Consider the following 20,687-nt stretch of genomic DNA (forward strand, 5'->3'; position numbering starts at 1 on the left):
TCTACGGCGGGCGCGCCGCCGGCGGGCCGCCCGCGGTGATGCGCAGCGGCGCCCGGATCGCCCGCTACACCCCCGCCGGGCTCGAGGTCGCGCCCGCCGGCACCGACCCGGCCGCCCCGATCGCGCTGCCCGGCGGCCGCTGGCTGCTCGCCCCCTGGGACGCCGCGCCCGAGACCCTCGACGGCGACGACCTCGCGGTCCGCGACGGCGTGACCGCGCCCGTCGCGCCCGCGACGCCCTGCGGCCGGGGGCCGCTGTTCCACGTCGGCTCCCGCACCGTCGGGTCCCTCGGCGGCCCGCGCGCGACCGTCCTGGCCTACCGCTCGCCCGGCCACCGGACGTCCGACGCCGCGCCCCGGGAACGGCTCGGCCCGGCGGGCCGCGCCTTCTGGAACCGGATCGGCTGCCTCACCGCCGAGCGGGACCGCCCGGTCGCCGAGGCGGTCGCGTGGGACTTCTGGGCCGGACGGCTGCCGCACGGCGGGGGCCGCGCCGACTGGGTGTGCACCCGCCTGGCGTTCGCCGACGGGACCCGTTCGTCCGAGGCGATGCTGCTCACGAAGGACGAGCGGGTCCGGACGGGCGCGTGCGACGTCCGGCGCCCGGTGAGCGGCACCTGGTGGACGGCGCCGGACGGCGCCCGCCGCTATCTCGCCGCGGCCGCGCGCGGCCTCACCCCGCACGCGGACGGCGGCCTGCGCACCCGGACGGAGGGCCGGCTGCTCGTCGGCACCTCGCCCGACCCCGGCGGGGCCGTCCGGGTCTCCGCCCGGGACCGCGATCGCTGACCCGCGTCAGCGCGCGCTTACGTCGATGGTGCACACTGGGAGGGACCGAACGACATTCAGCGAAAGGGTCGCGAGATGGGCAAGGGTCCGCTCTCCGGAGTGCGGGTGATCGAGCTGGCCGGGATCGGTCCGGGCCCGTTCGCCGCGATGCTGCTGGCCGACCTGGGCGCCGAGGTGATCCGGGTGGAACGCGCCTCGGCCGTCGGCGGCGGGATGGCCACCGACTTCACCAACCGCGGCAAGCGCTCCGTGGCGGTCGACCTCAAGTCCGACCGGGGCCGCGACGTGGTCCTGCGCCTCGTCGAGAAGGCGGACGTGCTCCTCGAGGGCTTCCGGCCCGGCGTCACCGAACGCCTCGGCATCGGCCCCGACGCGTGCCTCGACCGCAACCCCGCCCTCGTCTACGGCCGGATGACCGGCTGGGGGCAGGACGGTCCCCTCGCGCAGAGCGCGGGCCACGACATCGGCTACATCGCCGTCACCGGCGCCCTGCACGCCATCGGCCGCGCCGGGGGTCCGCCCCAGGTCCCGATGAACCTGCTCGGCGACTTCGCGGGCGGCAGCATGTACCTGGTCGTCGGCGTCCTGTCGGCGCTGCTGGAGTCCCGGACGAGCGGGCGCGGCCAGGTCGTCGACGCCGCGATCGTGGACGGCACCGCGCACCTGTCCACGTTCATCCACGGCTTCCTCGCGGGCGGCATCTGGCAGGACCGCCGCGGCGTCAACATGCTCGACACCGGCGCCCCCTGGTACGACGTGTACGAGACGGCCGACGGGAAGCACATGGCGGTCGGCGCGATCGAGCCCCAGTTCTACGCCGAGTTCGTCCGCCTGCTCGGCCTCGACGGGGAGGACCTCCCGGGCCAGCACGACAACGCCCGCTGGCCCGACCTCCGCGACCGCTTCGCCACCGCCTTCAAGGCCCGCACCCGCGACGAGTGGGCCGAGATCTTCCTCCCGAGCGACGCGTGCGTCGCGCCCGTCCTGTCGCTGGAGGAGGCGAAGGAGCACCCGTACAACACGTCCCGCGACGTCTTCCCGGAGCTCGGCGGCCACCGCCAGCCCGCCCCGGCGCCGCGGTTCTCCCGCACGCCCGCCGCGACCGACGGCGTGCCCGCCCTGCCCGGCGGCCAGACCCGGGACGTCCTCACCGACCTCGGCTTCGACGACGTCGACGCCCTCCTCGAGTCCGGCGCGGTCGCCCAGGCGTGACGCCCGGGGGGCGGTGACCGCGCAGGCCGCCGCGCGGTCACCGCCCCCGCGCCGTCACGCGTCCGAGCGCCGCTCCAGCCGGGTCCCCTGCCGCAGCGTGATGGACAGGACGTCGCTGGGCTCGTCCAGGTCGAGACGGTGCCACCGGCCGCGCGGGACGATCACCGCGTGCCCCGCCGGGATCCGCACCGTCTCCTCCGCGCCGCCCGGCGCCTCGGGGCGGAAATGGATCCGCAGGCCGCCCGCGAGGCAGCACACCGCCTCCTCGGCCGCCGGGTGCATCTCCCACTGGTCCGCGTGGACGTCCGCGTCCGTCTCCACGTGGAACGTGGCCACCTGCCAGGCGCCGTCGCCGGAGTCCATCCGGCGCTCGCGTGCGCGGACGCCGCCGTCCGGGGAGAAGGCGATGGCGGAGGAGAACATGTCGATGGGGTTCATGAGCGTGTTCCTTCCAGTCGGTTTTCCAGGGGTTCGGGCGGGGCCGCCGCCGCGGGCCCGCGGCGGGGGAGGGCGACGGCCACGGCGGCGGCCACCAGGAAGATCCCCGCGCCGACCGTGAGCGCCAGCGCGTAACCGTCGTTGAGGGACGCCGCGGACCCCGGGTCCTCGGTCGCCCATGCGGCGACCGTGGCGAGGGCGGCCAGGCCGACGCAGCCGCCGAGCTGCCGGGAGCTGTTGAGCAGCCCGGACGCCATGCCCGCCTCGTGCGGGCCGACGCCCATCGACGAGGCGGCGGCGAGCGGGGCCAGGCACATGCCGAGGCCGACGCTGGTGAGCGTGGACGGGCCGAGCACGTCCGCGACGAAGCCGCCGTCCGGGCTGATCATCGAGAACCAGCCGAGGCCGGCCGCCGCGAGCAGCGCGCCGGGGATCAGCGACGTGCGCGGCGACCGGGCGGAGCCGACGCGGGTGGCGATCACCGTTCCCGCCACCACCCCGGCGGTGAAGGGCAGGAACGCCGCCCCGGTCGTCGCGGCGCCCATGCCGAGCACCTGCTGCATGTAGAGGGACACGAAGTAGAACGCCGCGAACTGGCCCGCCGCGGCGAGGAAGATCAGCACGTTCGCGCCCGCGACCCAGCGGTTGCGCAGCAGGCCGAGCCGGACGAGCGGCGCGCCCGTCCGGGCCTCGGTGAGCACGAAGCCCGCGATCAGGACGGCCGCCGCGGCGAGCGTGCCGAGGGTCGTCGCCGACGTCCACCCGAGCCGTTCCGTGCGGACGACGCCGAAGACCAGCAGGCCGATCCCGGCGGTGGCGAGGACGGCGCCCGGCGCGTCCAGCCGCTCCCGCCGGGTCCGCCGCGCGTCGGAGGCGACGCCCGCGGGCACCAGGGCCAGCGCCACGGCGACGATCGGCAGGTTGACCAGCATCACCCAGCGCCACCCCGCGTACTCGGCGAGCAGGCCGCCCGCGATCACGCCCAGCGCGCCGCCCACCGCGTTCATCGCGCTCCACACGCCGAGCGCGCGGACCCGCTCGCGCCCCTCGGCGAAGGTCGTGGTGATCAGCGAGAGCGCGGCCGGGGCGGCCGCGGCCGCCCCGAGGCCCTGCCCGGCCCGCGCGGCGACGAGCTGCCACGGGGCCTGCGCGAGCCCGCCGAGCAGCGAGAACAGGGCGAACGCCGCCAGCCCGGCGACGAACAGGCGGCGCCGTCCGTACAGGTCGCACAGCCGGCCGCCGAGCAGCAGGAACCCGCCGAACGTGAGCGCGTACGCGTGGACGACCCAGGACAGATCGACCGGCGCGAATCCCAGCGAGACGCGGACGTCGGGCAGTGCGACGTTCATGAGGGCCATGTCCATGGCGAAGAGGAACTGGGCGACGGACGCCGCGGCCAGCACCACGCCGGGCCGCCCCCGCGAGTTTTTATACATGTAAGAAAAATAGCTCGCGCGAACGTCCGGCGTCCAGTCCGCATGCGGGATGATGGGGAGATGTCGCAGCGCAAGGGCAGGCCGCCGCGCATCTCGCGCGCGGAGGTCGTCGAGACCGCCCGCCGGATCGTCGACGAGGAAGGCGTCGACCGGCTGACCATGCGGCGCCTCGCCAAGGAGATCGGCAGCACGCCGATGGCGCTCTACCACCACGTCCGCGACAAGGAGCGCCTGCTCGTCCTGCTCCTGGACGACTACGCGGCGCGCAACATGCACAGACCCGAACTGCCGGACGACCCGCGCGAGCGGGTGGTCGTCGTGGCCGCCGCGATCCGCCGGACGCTCGCCGCCTGCCCGTGGATCGTCGAGGTGCTCACCGCCGACGACCTGATGTCGGAGGCCGCGCTCTGGTTCGTCGAGCAGATCATGGACGGCCTGATCGAGTGCGGCCTCGCCCCCGACGAGGCGGTGCACGGCTACCGCGCCGTCTGGTACTACACCGTCGGCGAAATGATCGTCCGCGCCGCGGGGGAGAGGCGGCGCGCGGACGACGACCGCCCCACCTACCGGGAGCGCGTCTTCGCGGAGGTCGACGCCGCGGAGCTGCCCCGCGTCGCGCTCGTCGCGCGGCGCTGGGCGGAGCTGACCGCCGAGGACACCTACCTCGACGGCCTCCGCGCCCTGGTCGACGGTCTCACCGCGGGCGCGCGGCCGGGAGGCGGCGGGGAGCGCCGCACCCCCTGACCGCGACGGCGGGGCTCAGAGCCCGAGGCGCTTCGCGACGATCTCGTTCATGATCTCGTTGGTGCCGCCGCCGATGCCCAGGATGCGGGCGTCGCGGTAGTGCCGCTCGACCTCCGACTCGCGCATGTAGCCCATCCCGCCGTGCAGCTGGACGGCCTCGTGGACCACGTGCTCGCACGCGTAGACGGCCGTGTTCTTCGCGTACGCCGTCTCGGTCAGGACGTCCTCGCCCGCCGCGTACCGTTCGGCGACCGAGCGCGTGTACGCGCGGGCGACGTCGACCTGCCGGGCCATCTCGGCGATCTTGTGCCGGACGAGCTGCCGCGACGACAGCGGACGCCCGAACGTCTCGCGCTCGCGCACCCAGCCGAGCGTGAGGTCGAGGCAGCGCTGCGCCGTCGCGTACGCCTGCACGGCCAGGGACAGCCGTTCGGCCACGAAGTTCTGCACGATCTGCAGGAACCCGCTGTTCTCCGCGCCCACCAGGTTCGCCGCCGGGACTCGCACGTCGTCGAACGAGAGCTCCGCCGTGTCGGAGCACAGCCACCCCATCTTCCGCAGCGGCCGCGACACCCCGAACCCGGGCGTCCCCTTCTCGACGACCAGCAGCGAGATGCCCTCGAACCCCGGCCCGCCCGTCCGGACGGCCGTCGTGACGAAGTCGGCCCGCACCCCCGAGGTGATGAACATCTTCGCGCCGTTCACCACGTACGAGTCGCCGTCGCGCACCGCCGTCGTGCGGATCCCGGCGACGTCCGATCCGGTGCCGGGCTCGGTGACGCCGAGCGCGCCGATCTTGTCCCCGGCGAGCACCGGCCGCGCGAACCGTCCGATGAGATCGCCGTTCCCGGACGCGATGATGTGCGGCAGCGCGATCCCGTGCGTGAACAGGGACGCGACGAGCCCGCTCGACCCGCCCGCCTGGATGATCTCCTCCGTCACCACCAGCGGATCCAGGACGTCCCCGCCCGAACCGCCCGCCGACTCCGGGAACCCGGCGCCGAGCAGCCCCGCCCCGGCGGCCCGCACGTGCAGGTCGCGCGGCAGCTCCCCGGCGTCCTCCCATTCCGCCAGGTGCGGGACGATCTCCTTGGCGGTGAAGTCGCGGACGAGCTCGCGCAGCGCCGTCCGTTCGGGGGTGTTCCAGATGCCCATCGCGCCTCCAGCCGTTAGAACCGGATTCGGAATCTAACAGCAGTCAGGCGGTGGCGGGCACCGGGGCCCGGAGGCCGGGCGCCAGCGCCAGCGTGGTCGCGATCGAGGCCGCCGCCAGGACGGCCATCGCGGTCGCGGGGGACGTGAACTCGGCGACCGTCCCGGCGAGCGCCGCGCTGACGCCCTGCATCGTCATCATCCCCGAGGAGTGCAGCCCGAGCGCCTGCCCGTGGATCTCGTCCGGCGTGAGGGCGAGCAGCCGATCCTGGATCAGCAGCGTGGACCCGTACCCGACCGACGCGACCAGCACGGCGACGCCCGCGACCCCCACCGCCGGGTCCAGCGCGAACACCAGGTACGGCACGGCCAGCAGCATCAGCAGCGGCACGGACAGCCGCGCCCGCCACGCGGGCGGCACGAACCGGCCCGTGAAGACGTCCCCCACCAGCATCCCGACCGCCGTGAGCGCCAGCAGCCACCCCGCGTGCGCGGGCGAGTAGGGGACGAGCACCGCCTCGCACCCCACGATCAGCCCGTTCGGCAGCCACATCGCCAGGTACGCGTAACGCCGGGGCCGCGACGACCACAGCAGCGCGTTGCCCCGCCACGTCTCGGCGACCGACGGCCGTCCCCGCGCGCGCGGCGCGCGGCCCGCGAGCCCTCCCCGCGCGACGCAGGCCGCCAGCAGGTACAGCCCCGCCGCCACGAGCAGCGCGCCCCGCGCCGACAGGGCCGCGACCAGGACGCCGCCCAGCGCGAACCCCGCGATCTGCATGATCCCGTTCGACGCGTTCAGCACCGAACGTCCGATCAGGTACCCGTCCTGCGGCAGGATCTGGCTGAGCAGCCCGTACCGCACCCCGCTGAGCACCGCGCCGGCCAGCCCGAGCCCCAGCACCACGGGGAAGACCGCCCACACCGGCAGGCCGGGGAGCGCCGGCGCGGCCGTGCAGAGCCCGGACGCCGCCAGCAGCCACGCCAGCGCGCCCCGCGGCGGCAGCCGGTCCGCCGCCGACAGCAGCGCCACCGCCCCCACCACGTGCGCGAACGCGGGCCCGAACATGCTGAGCGCCGACAGCAGCGGCGACCCGGTGGCGTCGTAGACGAGCACGCTCAACGCCAGCCCGCCCACCGTCAGCGCGGCCGCCTGCGCCGACGAGACCGCGAACAGGGGCGTGAACTCCGGCCATCGGAACAGTTCCCGGTACGTGCGCACGAGCGAAGAGTTGATCAAGCCGCGGGCGTCCCCGCAACCGGATTTCGCTCAGGACGGCTCGTCGAGACCGGCGGCGATCGGGTCCAGGTACGCCGGGCCGGGGACGCCCTTCCCGCGCAGCGCGAGCCCGGTGAGGCACTCGAAGATCGCCTTGCGGGCGTTCATCGCGGTGGTGTTGCCCGGGTCGAGGTACGGGGCCACCTCCACCACCTCGATTCCCGCCACCGGGGTCTCGTGGCAGATGCGGCGCAGCGCGGGCAGCAGCTCGCGCGGGGTCAGCCCGGGCGGTTCGGGCGTCCCCGTGCCCGGCGCGTACGCCGGGTCGAGAACGTCGATGTCGATCGACAGGTACAGGTGCTCGGGGCCGTCCAGGGCCTCGGCTATCGCCTTCTCCAGGACGGCGGCGAAGCCGATCCGGTCGATCTCCGCCATGAAGTGCGACCGCATGCCGTGTGCGCGCATCCACGCCAGCAGCTCGTCGTCGGGCATGAGCACCGACCGGAGCCCCACCTGCACGAAGTTGCGGCCCGGGACGTGCTCGTCCGCGATGAGCCGCCGGACGGGCGTGGCATGGGACGCGAGGTGCCCGTGCACGGACTCGGCGCAGTCGGCGTGCGCGTCGAAGTGGACGACCCCCACCGAGCCCGGTCCGTGGACGTCGGCGATCGCCGCGGCGTCCGGCCACAGGACGGAGTGGTCCCCGCCCAGGACGACGGGCACGGCCCCGGTCTCGGCGATCTCCCGGACGACGCCGCGGATCGGCTCCATGGACGCGTCCACGCTCAGCGGGTCGACGGCCGCGTCGCCGTAGTCGACGACCGTGAGCTCGTCGAACGGGTTGGTCCTGGTGTCGGACTCCATCAGCGCCGCCGGCGTGTGCGCCATGATCCACTCGCTGGAGCGGATCGCCCGCGGCCCGAACGCCGCGCCGCGGTGCCCGGTCCCCATGTCGACCGGCGCGCCCACCACGGCGACGTCCGCACCGCCGGCCCGCAGGTCCTCGGGCGTCAGGCACAGCGGCAGCCCCAGGAACGTCGCGATCCCCGAATAGGCGGGGACGTGCCGGTAACGCTGCACGTTGATCGGCCCCGGCTCCCGATGGGGGAACCCCGACGCATCGACCCGGTCCCCTGGCCCGCCGGCCTCCGGAGTACCCATGCTCACACCCCCCGTCGCGTCCCCATGCCCGCGCGGCACGGGCCATAACGTGCACGGGCCAGAACCTGTACGGCCATAACGTGCACGGCCGTGACCCCGGGCGGCCGCGCCGGCGTCGCGATCACCGCCCCCGGCGGCCCGGGGAAAGCGGAACGCCCCGCTGCGCCGGGGCTCTGCGGGGCGTTCGGCGTCGGACGGTGGGTCAGGTGGTGGCCTCGGCCACCGCGTCGGCCCAGAGGGCGAGGGCCTCGTCGATCTGCTCCTCGTTCACCACCAGCGGCGGGATCAGCCGGACGACGTTGCCGTGCGCGCCGCAGGTGAGCAGCAGGAGGCCGCGGTCGGCGGCGGCGCGGTGGGCGCGCTGGGCGGTCGCGGTGTCGGGCTCGCCGTCGGCGGTGGTGAACTCGCCGGCCTGCATGAGGCCGAGACCGCGGACGTCGCCGATGACCGGGTGGTCGGCGGCGACCTTCCGGAGGCCGTCGTTCAGGCGGGCGCCGAGGCGGGCCGCGTTGGCGACGAGGTCCTCGTCCCGGATGACCTCCAGGGTCGCGAGCGCGGCGGCGCACGAGACCGCGTTGCCGCCGTAGGTGCCGCCCTGCGAGCCCGGCCACGCCTTCTCCATGATCGCGGTGGGCGCGGCGATCGCCGAGAGGGGGAAGCCGCTGGCCAGGCCCTTCGCGGTGATGAGGACGTCGGGGCGCATGGCGCTGTGCTCGTGGCCCCAGAACTCGCCGGTGCGGCCGTACCCGGTCTGCACCTCGTCGACGATGAGGAGGACGCCGTGCCGGTCGGCCCGCTCGCGGAGCCCCTCGAGGAACGCGGGCGGCGCCGGGATGTAGCCGCCCTCGCCGAGGACCGGCTCGACGATGAAGGCGGCGGTGTCGGCGGCGGGCGAGGTGGTCGCGAGGACGTAGTCGAGCTCGCGGAGCGCGAACCGGACGGCCTCGTCCTCGTCCCACCCGTACCGGTACGCCTGCGGGAACGGGGCCACGACGGCGCCGGGCATCAGCGGGCCGATCCCCGCGCGGAACTTGGTCCCGGCGGTGGTGAGCGCGGCGGCGCCCATGGTGCGGCCGTGGAACGAGCCGTGGAAGGCGACGATGTTCTGCCGCCCGGTGGCGTGCCGGGCGAGCCGGACGGACGCCTCGACGGCCTCGCTGCCGGAGTTGAGGAAGAACACCGAGTCGAGGCCGGGCGGCAGGACGTCGCCGAGCGCCTCGACGAGGCGCAGGAGCGGCCGGTGCATGACCGTCGTGTACTGGCCGTGGACGAGGGTGGCGACCTGCCGCTGGGCGGCCTCGACCACCCGCGGGTGGCAGTGGCCGGTGTTGGTGACGCCGATGCCCGCGGTGAAGTCCAGGTACCGGCGGCCGTCGCCGTCGTAGAGGTACACGCCCTCGCCGCGCTCGGCCAGGACGGGGGTCGCCTGCTTCAGCAGAGGTGACAGCGTCGCCATCGGGATCCCTCTCGGTAGATTGTCGACAATCGACAGCCTAGGCCACCGCGCCCCTCCGGGCGGAGGGGGAGGGGCCAGGAATGTGGCCGCGGGGTCAGTCTTTACCCGGCCTCTTTCCGCAGTCTCTGGATGGAGTCGGTCATGTGCTCCTCGATGAGGCGCAGGAGCCGCTCCTCCTCGCCGTCGCCGATGGCGTCGACGATGCGCCGGTGCTCCTCGACGAGGTCGTCCGGTTCGGGATAGGTGTCCTGCAGGGCGTTGAGGCACATCCGCGTCTCGACGAGCAGGGTGTGCGCCATCCGCTCGAGCCGCTGGCTGCCGGACGCGCTCACGAGGACCTCGTGGAAGGCCTGGTCGGCGTCGCTCATCTTGTCGCGGTCGCGCTCGCGCGCGGCCTCGACCAGGCCCTCCAGGGCGTCGGTGAGCCGGGCGACGGCCTCGCCCCGGTTCCGCTCCATGATCAGTTTCCCGGCGGCCCGCTCGATCGCGAGCCGCGCCAGGTACACGTCCTCGACGTCGCCCTCGTCCAGGGTGATCACGAACAGCCCCCGGTGCGGCTCGCTGACCAGCAGCCCCTCCTGGACGAGCCGCTGCATCGCCTCCCGCAGCGGCCCGCGGCTGATGCCCAGCCGGGCGGCCAGCTCGGCCTCGCCCAGCTGGTCGCCCGGCTCGAGGGAGCCGTACATGATCGCGGCGCGGAGCTCGTCGGAGACGAGTTCCACCGTGGACTTGCGGGGGACGGGTTCAAGCTCGCCCAATCGGCTCATGGGAGGTCACCTTTCGTCAGAGCCTCCAGGACGGACGTCCGGGTGCCGCCGCGGGGACGGGCGCGGCGAACAGCCGGCCGAAGCCGGTGCGCGGCCGGAACCCGCCGGAGGGCGACTCGCCGCTCGCGAGCCGGAGGCCCTCCCAGACGCTGACCTGGTTGGCCGTAAGGACCGGTTTGCCGACCCGTGCCTCCAGCTCGTCGAGCCAGGACACGGTGTGCAGCGCGGTGTCGGGCACCAGCACCGCCTCGGCGTCCGGGTGATCGTTGGCCGCGACGAAGGCGAGGACCTCCTCGCGGCCCAGGGTGCCGACCTCGGCGGCGGTGACGATGCCCTTGCAGGACAGCGACACCACCGTGACGCCGGCGCGCCCGAGGAAGTCGCCGAACTTCTCGGCGACGTCCTCGGGGTAGGTCGCGGCGACCGCGACCCGGGTGAGGCCCAGGGCGCGGGCCGCGTTCACGAACGCGAACGACGTGCTGGACGCCGGCACCCCGGCGGCCCGCGCGACGCCCGCGACCTGCTGTTCGGCGCCCTCCCAGCCGAAGACGAAGCTGCCGCTGGTGCAGGCCCACACGGCGGCGGCCACGCCCGCCTCGCGGAGCTTGCTCGCGCCGGTGGCCAGGACGTCCGGGCCGCCGACGTCGAGGAGGGCGTCCACGCGGTGCGCGTCCTCGCGCATCAGCGTGTGCACGACGGGCAGGCGTACATCGCCGAGGGCGGCCTCGATGGCCGGGTAGTCGTCCTCGGCGCTGTAGCCCGGGTAGAGGAAACCGGCGCTCAGTTCGGTTCGCGACATTGTCGACAATCCTACTCTCGAGGGTCGTGCGGGTCAGGCGGCGGTCGGACTGCCGAACTGCACGAGCGACTGGCCGGCGCCGTTCGCGGACCGGCCCATCGCGCGCAGCGCGGAGCACATCGTGACCTGGTTGGAGGTGAGCACCGGCTTGCCGATCATCTGCTCCAGCGGCGCGATGATGTCGTAGGTCGGAACGTTGGTGCAGCTGATGAACACGGCCTCGGCGTCCGGCCGGTCGACCGCGGACACGGCGCTGACGACCTCGCCGTAGCCGACCTTCCAGATGTGGCTGAGCAGCCCCATCCCGACCGACGACACCACCTGGACGCCGTGCTCGCCGAGGAACGACACGAGCCGGTCGGTGACCGCGTCGATGTACGGCGTCACGACCGCGACCCGGCGGACGTTCAGCATCCGCAGGGACTCGACGAGCGCGCCGGACGTCGTCGAGACCGCGGGGGCGCCCGCCGCCAGCATCGTGTCGTGCAGCGTCTCCTCGCCGGCGCGGCCCCGGATGAAGCTGCCGGAGGCGCAGGCGAACGCGACGGCGAGCGGTTCGGGCGCCAGCACGTCGCGGACGGCCTGCCGGACGATCGAGTGGTCCGACAGCGCGGACGCCATCTCGACCGTGACCGGGACCGGCACGTAGGGCAGCCGGGTCATGAACAGCGACACGTCGTCGGGCGTCCAGCGCCACAGTTCGCGGTCGAGCGCGAAGTCGAACGGCGCGACCACGCCGATCCCCTGCTGGGCGAGCAGCTCGGGACCGACGACCAGCGTGGGATCGAATGTCATCTGCGCGGCCACCGCTCTAACCCTCGTGCCGGCGGTAGACGAGCCGCTCGCCGACGCCGCCGGAGCGCCAGACGTCGTTGCACGCCTCGGCCATCCGGTCGAGGCCGTCGACGATCGTCGCGTACACGTTCCCCGGCACCCAGCCGACGTCCCCGTTCAGCAGCAGGTTGTTGCGGCCGTAGAAGATCGCCAGGTCGATGACGCCGGGCAGCTCGTGGATGTTCTTCTCCTCCTTGAACTTCCGGTCGAGCATCCCGCCCGGGAAGGAGAAGAGGACGACGTCGCCCGGGATGGGCGTGACGGTGGGGTTCTCCTGGCCGATCTCCTCGTCCGAGAAGTACTCGACCATCGTGTAGACCTCGTTGCGCGCGTACTTGGCGTGGTACGCGTCGCCGCCTTGCGGCAGGGCGCGCCAAACCGCCTCGCAGGTGCGCGGCGCGTCCTTCTCCAGGAGCTCGGCGACGCACGAGACGCCGCGCCGCTCGAGGGAGATGGTCATCAGCTTGGGCATGCCGGGCCTCCCCGTGAACAGGGGGTGGGCGAGAGCGTCGCCACCCGAAAGGACTCTTGCTCTTGCGTTAGAGCGCTCTGGGATCCGTCCTGGCCATGCTTGGGCAGCGGTTGCGACGGTCTTGCAGCACGATCAGCGCGGTCGCGGGCCGATCGTCGGCCGCGCTGATTGTTGACAATCCTACGAAGCCTTCCTAGCGTGTCAATGCCTCCCCGAGTTGCCATCACGTAAACTCACCGGAACCCCGAAAGCAGAGCCGATGCAGCAGCCTTCGCCCGCAGCCGGTGCGCCGCCCGTGGTCGCGGTCCTGACCGGGGACGTCGAGCCGTCCGGGATGGCGGACGTGGAGAGCCGGGCGGACGTCCGGTACGTGCGGGAACCGGAGCTGGCGGCCGTCGTCCCGGAGGCCGACGTGGTCTTCGTGTGGGATTTCCTGTCCGACGCCCTCGCCGCGGCGTGGCCGGAGGGCGAGGACGCCCGGACGCCGCGCTGGGTGCACATCGCGAGCGCGGGCGTCGACAAGATGATGTTCCCCGGGCTGAAGCGGGGCGACACCGTCCTCACCAACTCGCGAGGCGTGTTCGACGAGCCGATCGCCGAGTACGTCCTCGGGCTCGTGCTGTCGTTCGCGAAGGACCTGCACGGGACGGCCCGGCTGCAGGGGGAGCGGCGCTGGCGGCACCGGGAGACCGAGCGGGTCACCGGCCGCCGCGCGCTCGTGGTCGGGACCGGCCCGATCGGCCGCGCCATCGCGCGGCGGCTGACCGCCTGCGGGCTGCGGGTGAGCGGCGCGGGCCGCACCGCCCGCGACGGCGACCCCGACTTCGGCGACGTGCACGCCACCGCCGACCTGGCCGGGGCGCTCGCCAAGGCCGACTACGTCGTGCTCGCCGCGCCGCTCACCCCGCAGACCCGCGGCATGATCGACGCCGCCGCGCTGGCGCGGATGCGCCCGTCGGCCCGGCTGATCAACGTGGGCCGCGGCGCGCTGGTCGTCCAGGACGACCTGGTCGCGGCCCTGCGGGACGGGCGGATCGCGGGCGCGGCCCTCGACGTGTTCGAGGAGGAGCCCCTCCCGGAGAAGTCCCCGCTGTGGGAACTGCCGAACGTGATCGTGTCGCCGCACATGTCGGGCGACACGGTGGGCTGGCGGGACGAGCTGGTCGAGCTGTTCGTCGACAACTTCGACCGCTTCGCGACCGGCCGGCCGCTGCGCAACGTCGTGGACAAGCGACTCGGCTACGTGGGGACGGGCTCCCCGCGCGGGCCGGAGGGGGTGGGACGATGACGGACCCGGCCGATCTGACCGCGGCCGAGCTGGCCGGCGAGTACCGGGCCGGGGCGCTGTCCCCGGTGGAGGCGGCGGCGGCCGTCCTCGCCCGCATCGAACGGGACGATCCGGGGATCAACGCGTTCTGCCTGGTGGACCCGGACACGACCCTGGAGATGGCGCGGGCGTCCGCCGAGCGGTGGCGGCGCGGCACGCCGCTCGGCCCGCTGGACGGCGTGCCCGTCTCGATCAAGGACGTGCTGCTCACCGAGGGCTGGCCCACGCGGCGCGGCTCGACGACGATCGACCCGTCCGGCCCGTGGACCGAGGACGCCCCGTCGGTGGCGCGGCTGCGCGAGCGCGGGGCGGTGTTCGCCGGGAAGACCACCACGCCGGAGTTCGCGTGGAAGGGCGTCACCGACTCGCCGCTGACCGGCGTCACCCGCAACCCCGTCGACCCGTCGCGGACGGCCGGCGGGTCGTCCGGCGGCGCGGCGGCGGCCGTCGCGGCGGGCATGGCGCCGCTCGCGCTCGGCACCGACGGCGGCGGCTCGGTCCGCATCCCGGCGAGCTTCACCGGCACGTTCACGCTCAAGCCGACGTACGGGCTGATCCCGCACTACCCGGCGAGCCCGTTCGGCACGCTCGCGCACATCGGGCCGATGACCCGCACCGTCGCGGACGCCGAGCTTCTGCTGGACGCGGTGTGCGGCCCCGACCCCCGCGACTGGTCGGCGCTCGCGCCGCCGTCCGGCCCGTTCCACGCGCCCGCGGCGGAGCGGCGGCCGGACCTGACCGGCCTGCGCGTCGCCTACAGCCCGGCGCTCGGGTTCGCGAAGGTCGATCCGGAGGTCGCGGCGCTGGTCGCGGCGGCCGCCGAGGTCTTCACCGAGCTGGGCGCGAAGGTCGAGGAGGCCGATCCCGGGTTCGGCGACCCCGTCGAGGAGTTCGAGGTGCTGTGGTTCGCCGGGGCCGCCAAGGTCGTGGAGCACCTGACGCCCGAGCGGTTCGCCGCCCTCGACCCCGGCCTGCGGGAGATCTGCGAGCAGGGCGCCCGGTACTCGGCGCTGGACTACCTCGCCGCGACCGCGCGCCGGATGGAGCTCGGCCGGGTCATGGGCCTGTTCCACGAGCGCTACGACCTGCTGCTGACCCCGACGATGCCGATCCCGGCGTTCGAGGCGGGCGTCGAGGTCCCGGCGGGGTCGCCGTCCCCGCGCTGGACGGGCTGGACGCCGTTCACGTACCCGTTCAACATGACGCAGCAGCCCGCCGCGAGCGTCCCGTGCGGGACGACCGCGGCGGGGCTGCCGGTCGGGCTGCAGGTCGTCGGCGCCCGCCACGCCGACGCCCTGGTGATGCGCGCCTGCTCCGCGTTCGAGGAGGCCCGCCCCTGGCGGACCTGACGCCCCGCCCGTCCGGCGGCGGCCCGTCGGGCCGGTCGAGGGCGATCACCGCGCGGCCCCGGTGCGTGCCCGCGTCCATCGCGGCGAGCACGCCGGGCGCCTCGTGCAGGCGAGCGAGACCGGCGGCACCACTCCCGCGCAGGCGCCGGTCGGCCCGGACGGCGTCGAGTGCCCGATCGCCGAGGTCCTCCGAAGGCCGGCGCCCAGGGGAATCGGGGCCCGCGGGTGTGCATTAACGCGAGCGTGCCTGAAGTGGACGCGGGATCAATCGTCGCGTTCCTCGCGGTTCTTTTTCTTCCGGCCCTTCCGTGGGCGGCGCTTGACGTCCACGCCGCCCCAGAACGCGAATCCCTTGACGACGACACGGGGCGCGCCCGGCTCGCCGGGGCCGCTCGCGCGCCCGTCGAACCCGCCCATGATGCCGAGGCCGCGGACGTGCACGGCGAGATCGTCCGGCACGACCACCTCCACACCGCCCATGATCGCCCACGCGTGGATCGTCAGCTCCCCGTCGGTGAACCGCGCCTCGCGCAGGTCGATCTTGCCGCCGCCCCAGAAGGAGAACGTGAAGAACGACCGGGGCGCGTTCCACACCCCCGACCGGCGGAAGCCGCTCAGCACCCCGATGCCCGTCTTCCATGACGGGGCGTCCGGAAGCGGCCGGTAGTCGACGGCCCCGTCCGGCGCCGCCGCGGGCGCGGTGGTGCCGGCCGCCGGCAGGTCGCGTGTGATGGGCTCCAGCTCCGCGTACGTCCGCGCGGAGTACACCGCCTCCAGCCGCTCGCCGAGCTCCTCGAGCGTCAGCCGACCCTCACCGGCGGCGTCCCGCAGCAGGTTCGCGGCCCGGTCCCGGTCGGCGTCGGACGCGCGCATCTCCGGCGTCGCGGGCGGCGGGGAACGGTCGGGAAGGTTCGTCATGAACCAAGCCTAATCCGACGGGACGCCCGGGGCACGGGCAATCCGCGCGTGCTCAGTCCCCGCACGGTTCCAGCCGGACGATCACCGACTTCGACGTCGGCGTGTTGCTGCTCTCGGCGGTGCTGTCGAGCGGCACCAGCACGTTCGTCTCCGGGAAGTACGCCGCCGCGCAGCCGGGCGCGGTCGGGTAGCCGACGATCCGGAACCGCGGGGCGCGCCGCTCGGTCCCGTCGGTCCATTCGGACACGAGGTCGACCAGGGCGCCGTCGGCGAGGCCGAGCGCGGCCAGGTCGGACGGGTTGACGAACACGACGCGCCGTCCGGCCTTGATGCCCCGGTAGCGGTCGTCCAGGCCGTAGACGGTGGTGTTGTACTGGTCGTGGCTGCGGACGGTCTGCAGCAGCAGGCGGCCCTCGGGGACGCGCAGCACCTCCAGCTCGTTGACGGTCAGGTTGGCCTTGCCGGTCGCGGTCGGGAAGCGGCGCTCGTCGCGTGGCGCGTGCGGCAGGACGAACCCGCCGGGTTCGCGCACCCGGGCGTTGAAGCCGGCGAACCCGGGCACCACCCGGGACACGTGGTCGCGGATCACGTCGTAGTCGCGCTCCATCTCCGCCCAGCCGACGACCGAGGCGGGCAGCGTCGCGCGGGCCAGCCGGCACACGATCGCGACCTCCGGCAGCAGGTGCTCCGACGCGGGCGCGAGGCGGCCCCGGGACGCGTGCACCATGCCCATCGAGTCCTCGACGGTGACGAACTGCGGGCCGGACTCCCGCACGTCGCGCTCGGTCCGGCCGAGCGTCGGCAGGATCAGCGCGTACTCGCCGGTCACCGCGTGCGAGCGGTTCAGCTTCGTCGACACGTGCGCGGTCAGCCGGCAGTTCCGCAGCGCCGCCTCGGTGACGGCGGAATCGGGCGTGGCCCGGACGAAGTTGCCGCCCATCCCGAAGAACACCTTCACCGCGCCGTCCCGCATCGCCCGGATCGCGTCGACCGTGTCGAGGCCGTGCTCGCGCGGCGGCTCGAACCCGAACTCGGCCTTCAGCGCGTCCAGGAAGGCGGGCGCGGGCTTCTCGTAGATGCCCATCGTGCGGTCGCCCTGCACGTTGGAGTGCCCCCGGACCGGGCAGACGCCCGCGCCGGGGCGGCCCACGTTGCCGCGCAGCAGCAGGAAGTTGACGACCTCGCGGATCGTCGGCACCGAGTTGCGGTGCTGGGTGAGGCCCATCGCCCAGCACACCACGATCCGCTCGGCCGAGAGGACGTCGCCGAGCGTCGCGGCGATCTCGGCCCGGGTCAGCCCGGTCGCCTCCAGGACGTCGTCCCAGTCGAGGCCGAGGACGTGCTTCTCGAACGCCTCGAACCCGTGCGTGTGCGCGTCGAGGAACTCGCGGTCGAGCGCGCCCGGCGCGTCCGATTCCAGCAGCAGCCGGTTGAGGGCCTGGAAGAGGGCGAGGTCGCCGTTCAGCCGGATCTGCAGGAAGCGGTCGGCGAGCGCGGTGCCCTGCCCGGTGACGCCGGACGGCCGCTGCGGGTTCTTGAACCGCATCAGCCCGGCCTCCGGCAGGGGGTTGACCGCGATGATCCGCGCGCCGCGCTTCTTGGCCCGTTCCAGCGCCGGCAGCATCCGCGGATGGTTGGTCCCCGGGTTCTGCCCGACGACGAAGATCAGGTCGGCCTCGTGCAGGTCCTCCAGCAGCACCGAGCCCTTGCCGACGCCGAGCGTCTCGGTCAGCGCGGACCCGGACGACTCGTGGCACATGTTACTGCAGTCGGGCAGGTTGTTCGTGCCGAACTCGCGGACGAAGAGCTGGTAGGCGAACGCCGCCTCGTTGCTCGTCCGTCCCGAGGTGTAGAAGACGGCCTCGTCGGGCGAGCCGAGGGCGTTCAGTTCGTACGCCAGCAGCGTGAAGGCGTCGTCCCAGCTCACGAGCTCGTAGTGCGCGGCGCCCGGCCGCTTGAGCATCGGCTCGGTCAGCCGCCCCTGCTGCCCGAGCCAGTGGTCGGACCGCTCGCCCAGCTCGTCGATCGTGTGCCGGGCGAAGAACTCCCGGGTGATCCGCCGCGTCGTGGCCTCCTCCGCGACGGCCTTCGCGCCGTTCTCGCAGAACTCCGCGACGTGCCGCTCGTCGCCCTCCGGCCAGGCGCAACCGGGGCAGTCGAACCCCTGCTTCTGGTTGACGCGCAGCAGCGTCAGCGCCGTCCGCCCGGCGCCCATCTGGTCGTAGGACCGGCGCAGCGCGGCCGCCACCCCCGGCACGCCCGCCGCCCACGTCTTCGGCTTCGACACCTGCAACCCGGCGTCATCGAAGTCGCCGGTGGGGGGCTTGCGGCTCATGTGCACATCCTCGTCCGGGTCGGCGCTGTGACCTTCCACTGTCGCACGCCACTGTCGCACGGAAACGCGCCGCGGGCCCGCCGGATGTCCGGCAGGCGGAAAAGGCTCAGCGTGCGCCGCGCGCGGTCACTGCGGCGGGCCCTCGGCGAGCCGGACGTCCGCGGCGGCGACGCCGCCGCCGGGCCGCGCCCACTCGATGCGGACGACGTCCCCCGGGTGGCGGCGCAGCATCAGCCCGGTCAGCGTGCCGGGCGAGTCGACGCCCTGGCCGCCGAAGGTGACGATCGCCGCGCCCACCGGGATCCCGGCGGCCTCGGCGGGGCTGCCCGGGACGATCTCCACGACGCGGGCGCCCGGGTCGGTCCCGTTGCTCCGCACCATCACGCCCAGCATCGCCGTCGCGCCGATGTGCACGGTCGCGGACGCCTCCCCGCGCCGGATCTGCGCGGCGATCTCCAGCGCCCGGTCCGCCGGGATGGCGTAGCCGCGCGGCTTCCGCGGGGCTGGCGAGCCCGCCGGCGGCTCGGCCGACGCGGCGGTGTTGACGCCGATCACCCGCCCGGCCGAGTTCAGCAGCGGCCCGCCGGAGTCGCCCGGCTTGATCGGCGCGCTCACCTCGATCATCCCGGCGAGCCGCTCGACGCTGCCGTCGCTGTCGTCCCGCGCGGTGACCGTCTGCCCCAGCGCGGTGACGTGCCCGGTGACCACGCTGGGCTCGCCGCCGTCGCCGCCCGCGTTGCCGACCGCGGTGACCGGGTCGCCGACCCGCACCGTGGACACCGGCGCGAACCGCGCCGCGGGCAGCCCGGACGCGCCGGTCAGCCGGAGCACCGCGATGTCCTGGGACGTGTCGTACCCGACGACCCGCGCCCGGTAGGTGCGATCGTTGTCGGTGTCGGTGCCCTCGATCCCGGTGGCGCCCTGGATGACGTGGCTGTTGGTGAGCACGAACCCCGAGGCGTCCAGCACGATGCCGGTCCCGGCGGCCCGCGTGCTCTCCAGGCCCCGCACCGCCGTGATGTTGACGACGCCCGGCTGCCGCTCGGCGAAGTCCGTCCGTTCCGGGCGGACCTCGGTCGCCGTGATGGGCGGGACGGCGCTCTCGGTCTCCTGGCCCGGCAGGCGGCAGGACGGGACGAGCAGGGCCGACAGCGCGACCAGCACCAGCGGCAGCACGGCACGGAGGCCGCGAAGTCCGCGGAGTTCGCTCACTGCGTCCCTCCTCACCCCTTTCCACCCATAATTCCCGATCCCCGGTGATTAGTCCCCGACCGGGTTGACCACGGTCATGGCTAACGGTTAGCTATAGCCTGGCCGGCCGGACGCCCGCGAGACCCACTGGACGAAGGAAGCCGAGTGAACGAGTACGTGATCAGCGCGCGGGGACTGTCCCGGCACCACGGGTCCGGGCCCGCGCTCGTCCGGGCCGTGGACGGCGTCGGGCTGGACGTCGCGGCCGGCGAGACCGTCGGCATCGTCGGTCCGAGCGGATGCGGCAAATCGACCCTCCTGCATCTGCTCGGCGGCCTCGACCGCCCGGACGCGGGCGAGATCCGCCTCGCCGGACGCCGCATCGACCGGCTCACCGAGACCGCCGCGGCGCGGATGCGGCGCGACCGGGTCGGCTTCGTGTTCCAGGCGTTCCACCTGGTCGACGAGCTGACCGCCGTGGAGAACGTGGAACTGCCCGCGCTGCTCGCCGGGGCGTCCCGGCGCACCGCCCGCCGCCGCGCGGCGCACCTGCTCGAACGCGTCGGGCTGTCCGGCCGCGCCGGGCACCTGCCCGGCGCGCTGTCCGGCGGGCAGCGGCAGCGGGTCGCGGTCGCGCGGGCCCTGGTGAACGATCCGCCGCTGCTGCTGGCCGACGAGCCCACCGGCAACCTCGACAGCGCGGCCGCCGCCGACGTCCTGCGGCTGTTCGCCGCGCTGCGCGCCGAGGGCCGCACGCTGGTCGTCGTCACGCACGACTCCCGCATCGCCGGGACCGCCGACCGGCTGATCACCATGCGGGACGGCGCGTTCGTCGACGAGACGGTCCTGACCGGCCGGTCCGGCGGCCTCGGCTCGCTGTCCGGGCTCGCCTGATGGCCGCGCCGACCGGCCGCGCCGCGCTCGTCCTGCGGCTGGCGCTGCGCGACCTGCGCCGCCGCCCCGCGCAGGCGCTCCTGCTGCTGCTCGCGATCGCCGCCACCGCCGCGACCCTCACGCTCGGCCTGCTCGTGCGGGGCGCGGCCGACGACCCGTGGGAGCGCACCCGCGCCGCGACCGCGGGCCCCGACGCCG

General features: G+C 74.4%; 18 protein-coding genes and 2 pseudogenes. 7 read left to right on the plus strand and 13 right to left on the minus strand.

What is annotated here, in order from left to right; genetic code table 11:
- Positions 1 to 788 (plus strand): annotated as a pseudogene (locus tag ACFQ11_RS32020) (hypothetical protein); the annotation flags it as partial.
- Between the two features lie 75 nt (positions 789 to 863).
- Positions 864 to 2,000, plus strand: coding sequence for a CaiB/BaiF CoA transferase family protein (locus ACFQ11_RS32025; protein WP_378305549.1), 1,137 nt, complete (start codon positions 864 to 866; stop codon positions 1,998 to 2,000).
- A 54-nt stretch (positions 2,001 to 2,054) separates the two neighbouring features.
- Here ACFQ11_RS32025 and ACFQ11_RS32030 read toward each other — a convergent pair whose 3' ends face one another.
- Both ACFQ11_RS32030 and ACFQ11_RS32035 read right to left on the minus strand, forming a co-directional pair.
- Positions 2,055 to 2,438, minus strand: coding sequence for a cupin domain-containing protein (locus ACFQ11_RS32030; RefSeq protein WP_378305551.1), 384 nt, complete (start codon positions 2,436 to 2,438; stop codon positions 2,055 to 2,057).
- Positions 2,435 to 3,874: an MFS transporter gene (locus ACFQ11_RS32035; protein ID WP_378305553.1), complete on the minus strand. Its 1,440-nt coding sequence runs from the start codon at positions 3,872 to 3,874 to the stop codon at positions 2,435 to 2,437. The genes ACFQ11_RS32030 and ACFQ11_RS32035 overlap by 4 nt, the downstream gene beginning before the upstream one ends.
- A 60-nt stretch (positions 3,875 to 3,934) precedes the next feature.
- Here ACFQ11_RS32035 and ACFQ11_RS32040 point away from each other — a divergent pair, with 60 nt between their 5' ends.
- Positions 3,935 to 4,618 carry a TetR/AcrR family transcriptional regulator gene (locus ACFQ11_RS32040; RefSeq protein WP_378305555.1) on the plus strand — a complete coding sequence of 228 codons (684 nt, stop codon included), beginning with the start codon at positions 3,935 to 3,937 and terminating at the stop codon, positions 4,616 to 4,618.
- Between the two features lie 15 nt (positions 4,619 to 4,633).
- Here ACFQ11_RS32040 and ACFQ11_RS32045 read toward each other — a convergent pair whose 3' ends face one another.
- From ACFQ11_RS32045 to ACFQ11_RS32080, 8 genes are all read right to left on the minus strand, one after another.
- Entirely contained in the window at positions 4,634 to 5,773 is a 1,140-nt protein-coding gene (locus tag ACFQ11_RS32045) for an acyl-CoA dehydrogenase family protein (RefSeq protein WP_378305557.1), read from the minus strand.
- A 43-nt stretch (positions 5,774 to 5,816) separates the two neighbouring features.
- Entirely contained in the window at positions 5,817 to 7,007 is a 1,191-nt protein-coding gene (locus ACFQ11_RS32050; RefSeq protein WP_378305560.1) for an MFS transporter, read from the minus strand.
- Positions 7,008 to 7,037: 30 nt separating this feature from the next.
- Positions 7,038 to 8,147, minus strand: coding sequence for an agmatinase family protein (locus ACFQ11_RS32055; protein WP_378305562.1), 1,110 nt, complete (start codon positions 8,145 to 8,147; stop codon positions 7,038 to 7,040).
- Positions 8,148 to 8,349: 202 nt separating this feature from the next.
- Positions 8,350 to 9,603, minus strand: coding sequence for an aspartate aminotransferase family protein (locus ACFQ11_RS32060; protein ID WP_378305564.1), 1,254 nt, complete (start codon positions 9,601 to 9,603; stop codon positions 8,350 to 8,352).
- 101 nt (positions 9,604 to 9,704) lie between these two features.
- A complete protein-coding gene (locus ACFQ11_RS32065; RefSeq protein ID WP_378305566.1) occupies positions 9,705 to 10,370 on the minus strand; it encodes a GntR family transcriptional regulator in 666 nt (221 codons plus the stop codon).
- 16 nt (positions 10,371 to 10,386) lie between these two features.
- Positions 10,387 to 11,169: a maleate cis-trans isomerase family protein gene (locus ACFQ11_RS32070; protein WP_378305568.1), complete on the minus strand. Its 783-nt coding sequence runs from the start codon at positions 11,167 to 11,169 to the stop codon at positions 10,387 to 10,389.
- A gap of 33 nt (positions 11,170 to 11,202) precedes the next feature.
- Positions 11,203 to 11,964 carry a maleate cis-trans isomerase family protein gene (locus ACFQ11_RS32075; protein WP_378305570.1) on the minus strand — a complete coding sequence of 254 codons (762 nt, stop codon included), beginning with the start codon at positions 11,962 to 11,964 and terminating at the stop codon, positions 11,203 to 11,205.
- A 16-nt stretch (positions 11,965 to 11,980) separates the two neighbouring features.
- Complete coding sequence (locus tag ACFQ11_RS32080; RefSeq protein ID WP_199748066.1) at positions 11,981 to 12,463, minus strand: DUF3830 family protein; 483 nt, start codon at positions 12,461 to 12,463, stop codon at positions 11,981 to 11,983.
- A gap of 271 nt (positions 12,464 to 12,734) precedes the next feature.
- On the opposite strand from ACFQ11_RS32080, the gene ACFQ11_RS32085 reads away from it, so the two are divergent.
- Entirely contained in the window at positions 12,735 to 13,763 is a 1,029-nt protein-coding gene (locus tag ACFQ11_RS32085; RefSeq protein WP_378305572.1) for a D-2-hydroxyacid dehydrogenase, read from the plus strand.
- A complete protein-coding gene (locus ACFQ11_RS32090) occupies positions 13,760 to 15,151 on the plus strand; it encodes an amidase (protein ID WP_378305574.1) in 1,392 nt (463 codons plus the stop codon). The genes ACFQ11_RS32085 and ACFQ11_RS32090 overlap by 4 nt, the downstream gene beginning before the upstream one ends.
- A 264-nt stretch (positions 15,152 to 15,415) precedes the next feature.
- On the opposite strand, the gene ACFQ11_RS32095 is transcribed toward ACFQ11_RS32090, so the two are convergent.
- The 3 genes from ACFQ11_RS32095 to ACFQ11_RS32105 form a co-directional block, all read right to left on the minus strand.
- Positions 15,416 to 16,069 (minus strand): DUF1707 SHOCT-like domain-containing protein, encoded by a 654-nt coding sequence (locus tag ACFQ11_RS32095; protein WP_378305576.1) that lies wholly within the window; start codon positions 16,067 to 16,069, stop codon positions 15,416 to 15,418.
- Between the two features lie 52 nt (positions 16,070 to 16,121).
- Positions 16,122 to 18,404 (minus strand): FdhF/YdeP family oxidoreductase, encoded by a 2,283-nt coding sequence (locus ACFQ11_RS32100; protein WP_378305578.1) that lies wholly within the window; start codon positions 18,402 to 18,404, stop codon positions 16,122 to 16,124.
- Positions 18,405 to 18,530: 126 nt separating this feature from the next.
- Positions 18,531 to 19,616, minus strand: coding sequence for a S1C family serine protease (locus tag ACFQ11_RS32105; RefSeq protein WP_378305581.1), 1,086 nt, complete (start codon positions 19,614 to 19,616; stop codon positions 18,531 to 18,533).
- A gap of 144 nt (positions 19,617 to 19,760) precedes the next feature.
- On the opposite strand from ACFQ11_RS32105, the gene ACFQ11_RS32110 reads away from it, so the two are divergent.
- Positions 19,761 to 20,489, plus strand: coding sequence for an ABC transporter ATP-binding protein (locus ACFQ11_RS32110; RefSeq protein WP_378305583.1), 729 nt, complete (start codon positions 19,761 to 19,763; stop codon positions 20,487 to 20,489).
- Positions 20,489 to 20,687 (plus strand): annotated as a pseudogene (locus ACFQ11_RS32115) (FtsX-like permease family protein); the annotation flags it as partial. The gene ACFQ11_RS32110 and the pseudogene ACFQ11_RS32115, both read left to right, overlap by 1 nt.

The sequence above is a fragment of the Actinomadura sediminis genome, from assembly GCF_042675525.1.
Classification (GTDB): domain Bacteria; phylum Actinomycetota; class Actinomycetes; order Streptosporangiales; family Streptosporangiaceae; genus Spirillospora; species Spirillospora sediminis.

Coding starts and splice junctions, on each gene's coding strand:
- ACFQ11_RS32025 (WP_378305549.1), top strand. CDS start 864: ATGGGCAAGGGTCCGCTCTCCGGAGTGCGGGTGATCGAGCTGGCCGGG.
- ACFQ11_RS32030 (WP_378305551.1), bottom strand. CDS start 2,438: ATGAACCCCATCGACATGTTCTCCTCCGCCATCGCCTTCTCCCCGGAC.
- ACFQ11_RS32035 (WP_378305553.1), bottom strand. CDS start 3,874: ATGTATAAAAACTCGCGGGGGCGGCCCGGCGTGGTGCTGGCCGCGGCG.
- ACFQ11_RS32040 (WP_378305555.1), top strand. CDS start 3,935: ATGTCGCAGCGCAAGGGCAGGCCGCCGCGCATCTCGCGCGCGGAGGTC.
- ACFQ11_RS32045 (WP_378305557.1), bottom strand. CDS start 5,773: ATGGGCATCTGGAACACCCCCGAACGGACGGCGCTGCGCGAGCTCGTC.
- ACFQ11_RS32055 (WP_378305562.1), bottom strand. CDS start 8,147: ATGGGTACTCCGGAGGCCGGCGGGCCAGGGGACCGGGTCGATGCGTCG.
- ACFQ11_RS32060 (WP_378305564.1), bottom strand. CDS start 9,603: ATGGCGACGCTGTCACCTCTGCTGAAGCAGGCGACCCCCGTCCTGGCC.
- ACFQ11_RS32065 (WP_378305566.1), bottom strand. CDS start 10,370: ATGAGCCGATTGGGCGAGCTTGAACCCGTCCCCCGCAAGTCCACGGTG.
- ACFQ11_RS32070 (WP_378305568.1), bottom strand. CDS start 11,169: ATGTCGCGAACCGAACTGAGCGCCGGTTTCCTCTACCCGGGCTACAGC.
- ACFQ11_RS32075 (WP_378305570.1), bottom strand. CDS start 11,964: ATGACATTCGATCCCACGCTGGTCGTCGGTCCCGAGCTGCTCGCCCAG.
- ACFQ11_RS32080 (WP_199748066.1), bottom strand. CDS start 12,463: ATGACCATCTCCCTCGAGCGGCGCGGCGTCTCGTGCGTCGCCGAGCTC.
- ACFQ11_RS32085 (WP_378305572.1), top strand. CDS start 12,735: ATGCAGCAGCCTTCGCCCGCAGCCGGTGCGCCGCCCGTGGTCGCGGTC.
- ACFQ11_RS32090 (WP_378305574.1), top strand. CDS start 13,760: ATGACGGACCCGGCCGATCTGACCGCGGCCGAGCTGGCCGGCGAGTAC.
- ACFQ11_RS32095 (WP_378305576.1), bottom strand. CDS start 16,069: ATGACGAACCTTCCCGACCGTTCCCCGCCGCCCGCGACGCCGGAGATG.
- ACFQ11_RS32100 (WP_378305578.1), bottom strand. CDS start 18,404: ATGAGCCGCAAGCCCCCCACCGGCGACTTCGATGACGCCGGGTTGCAG.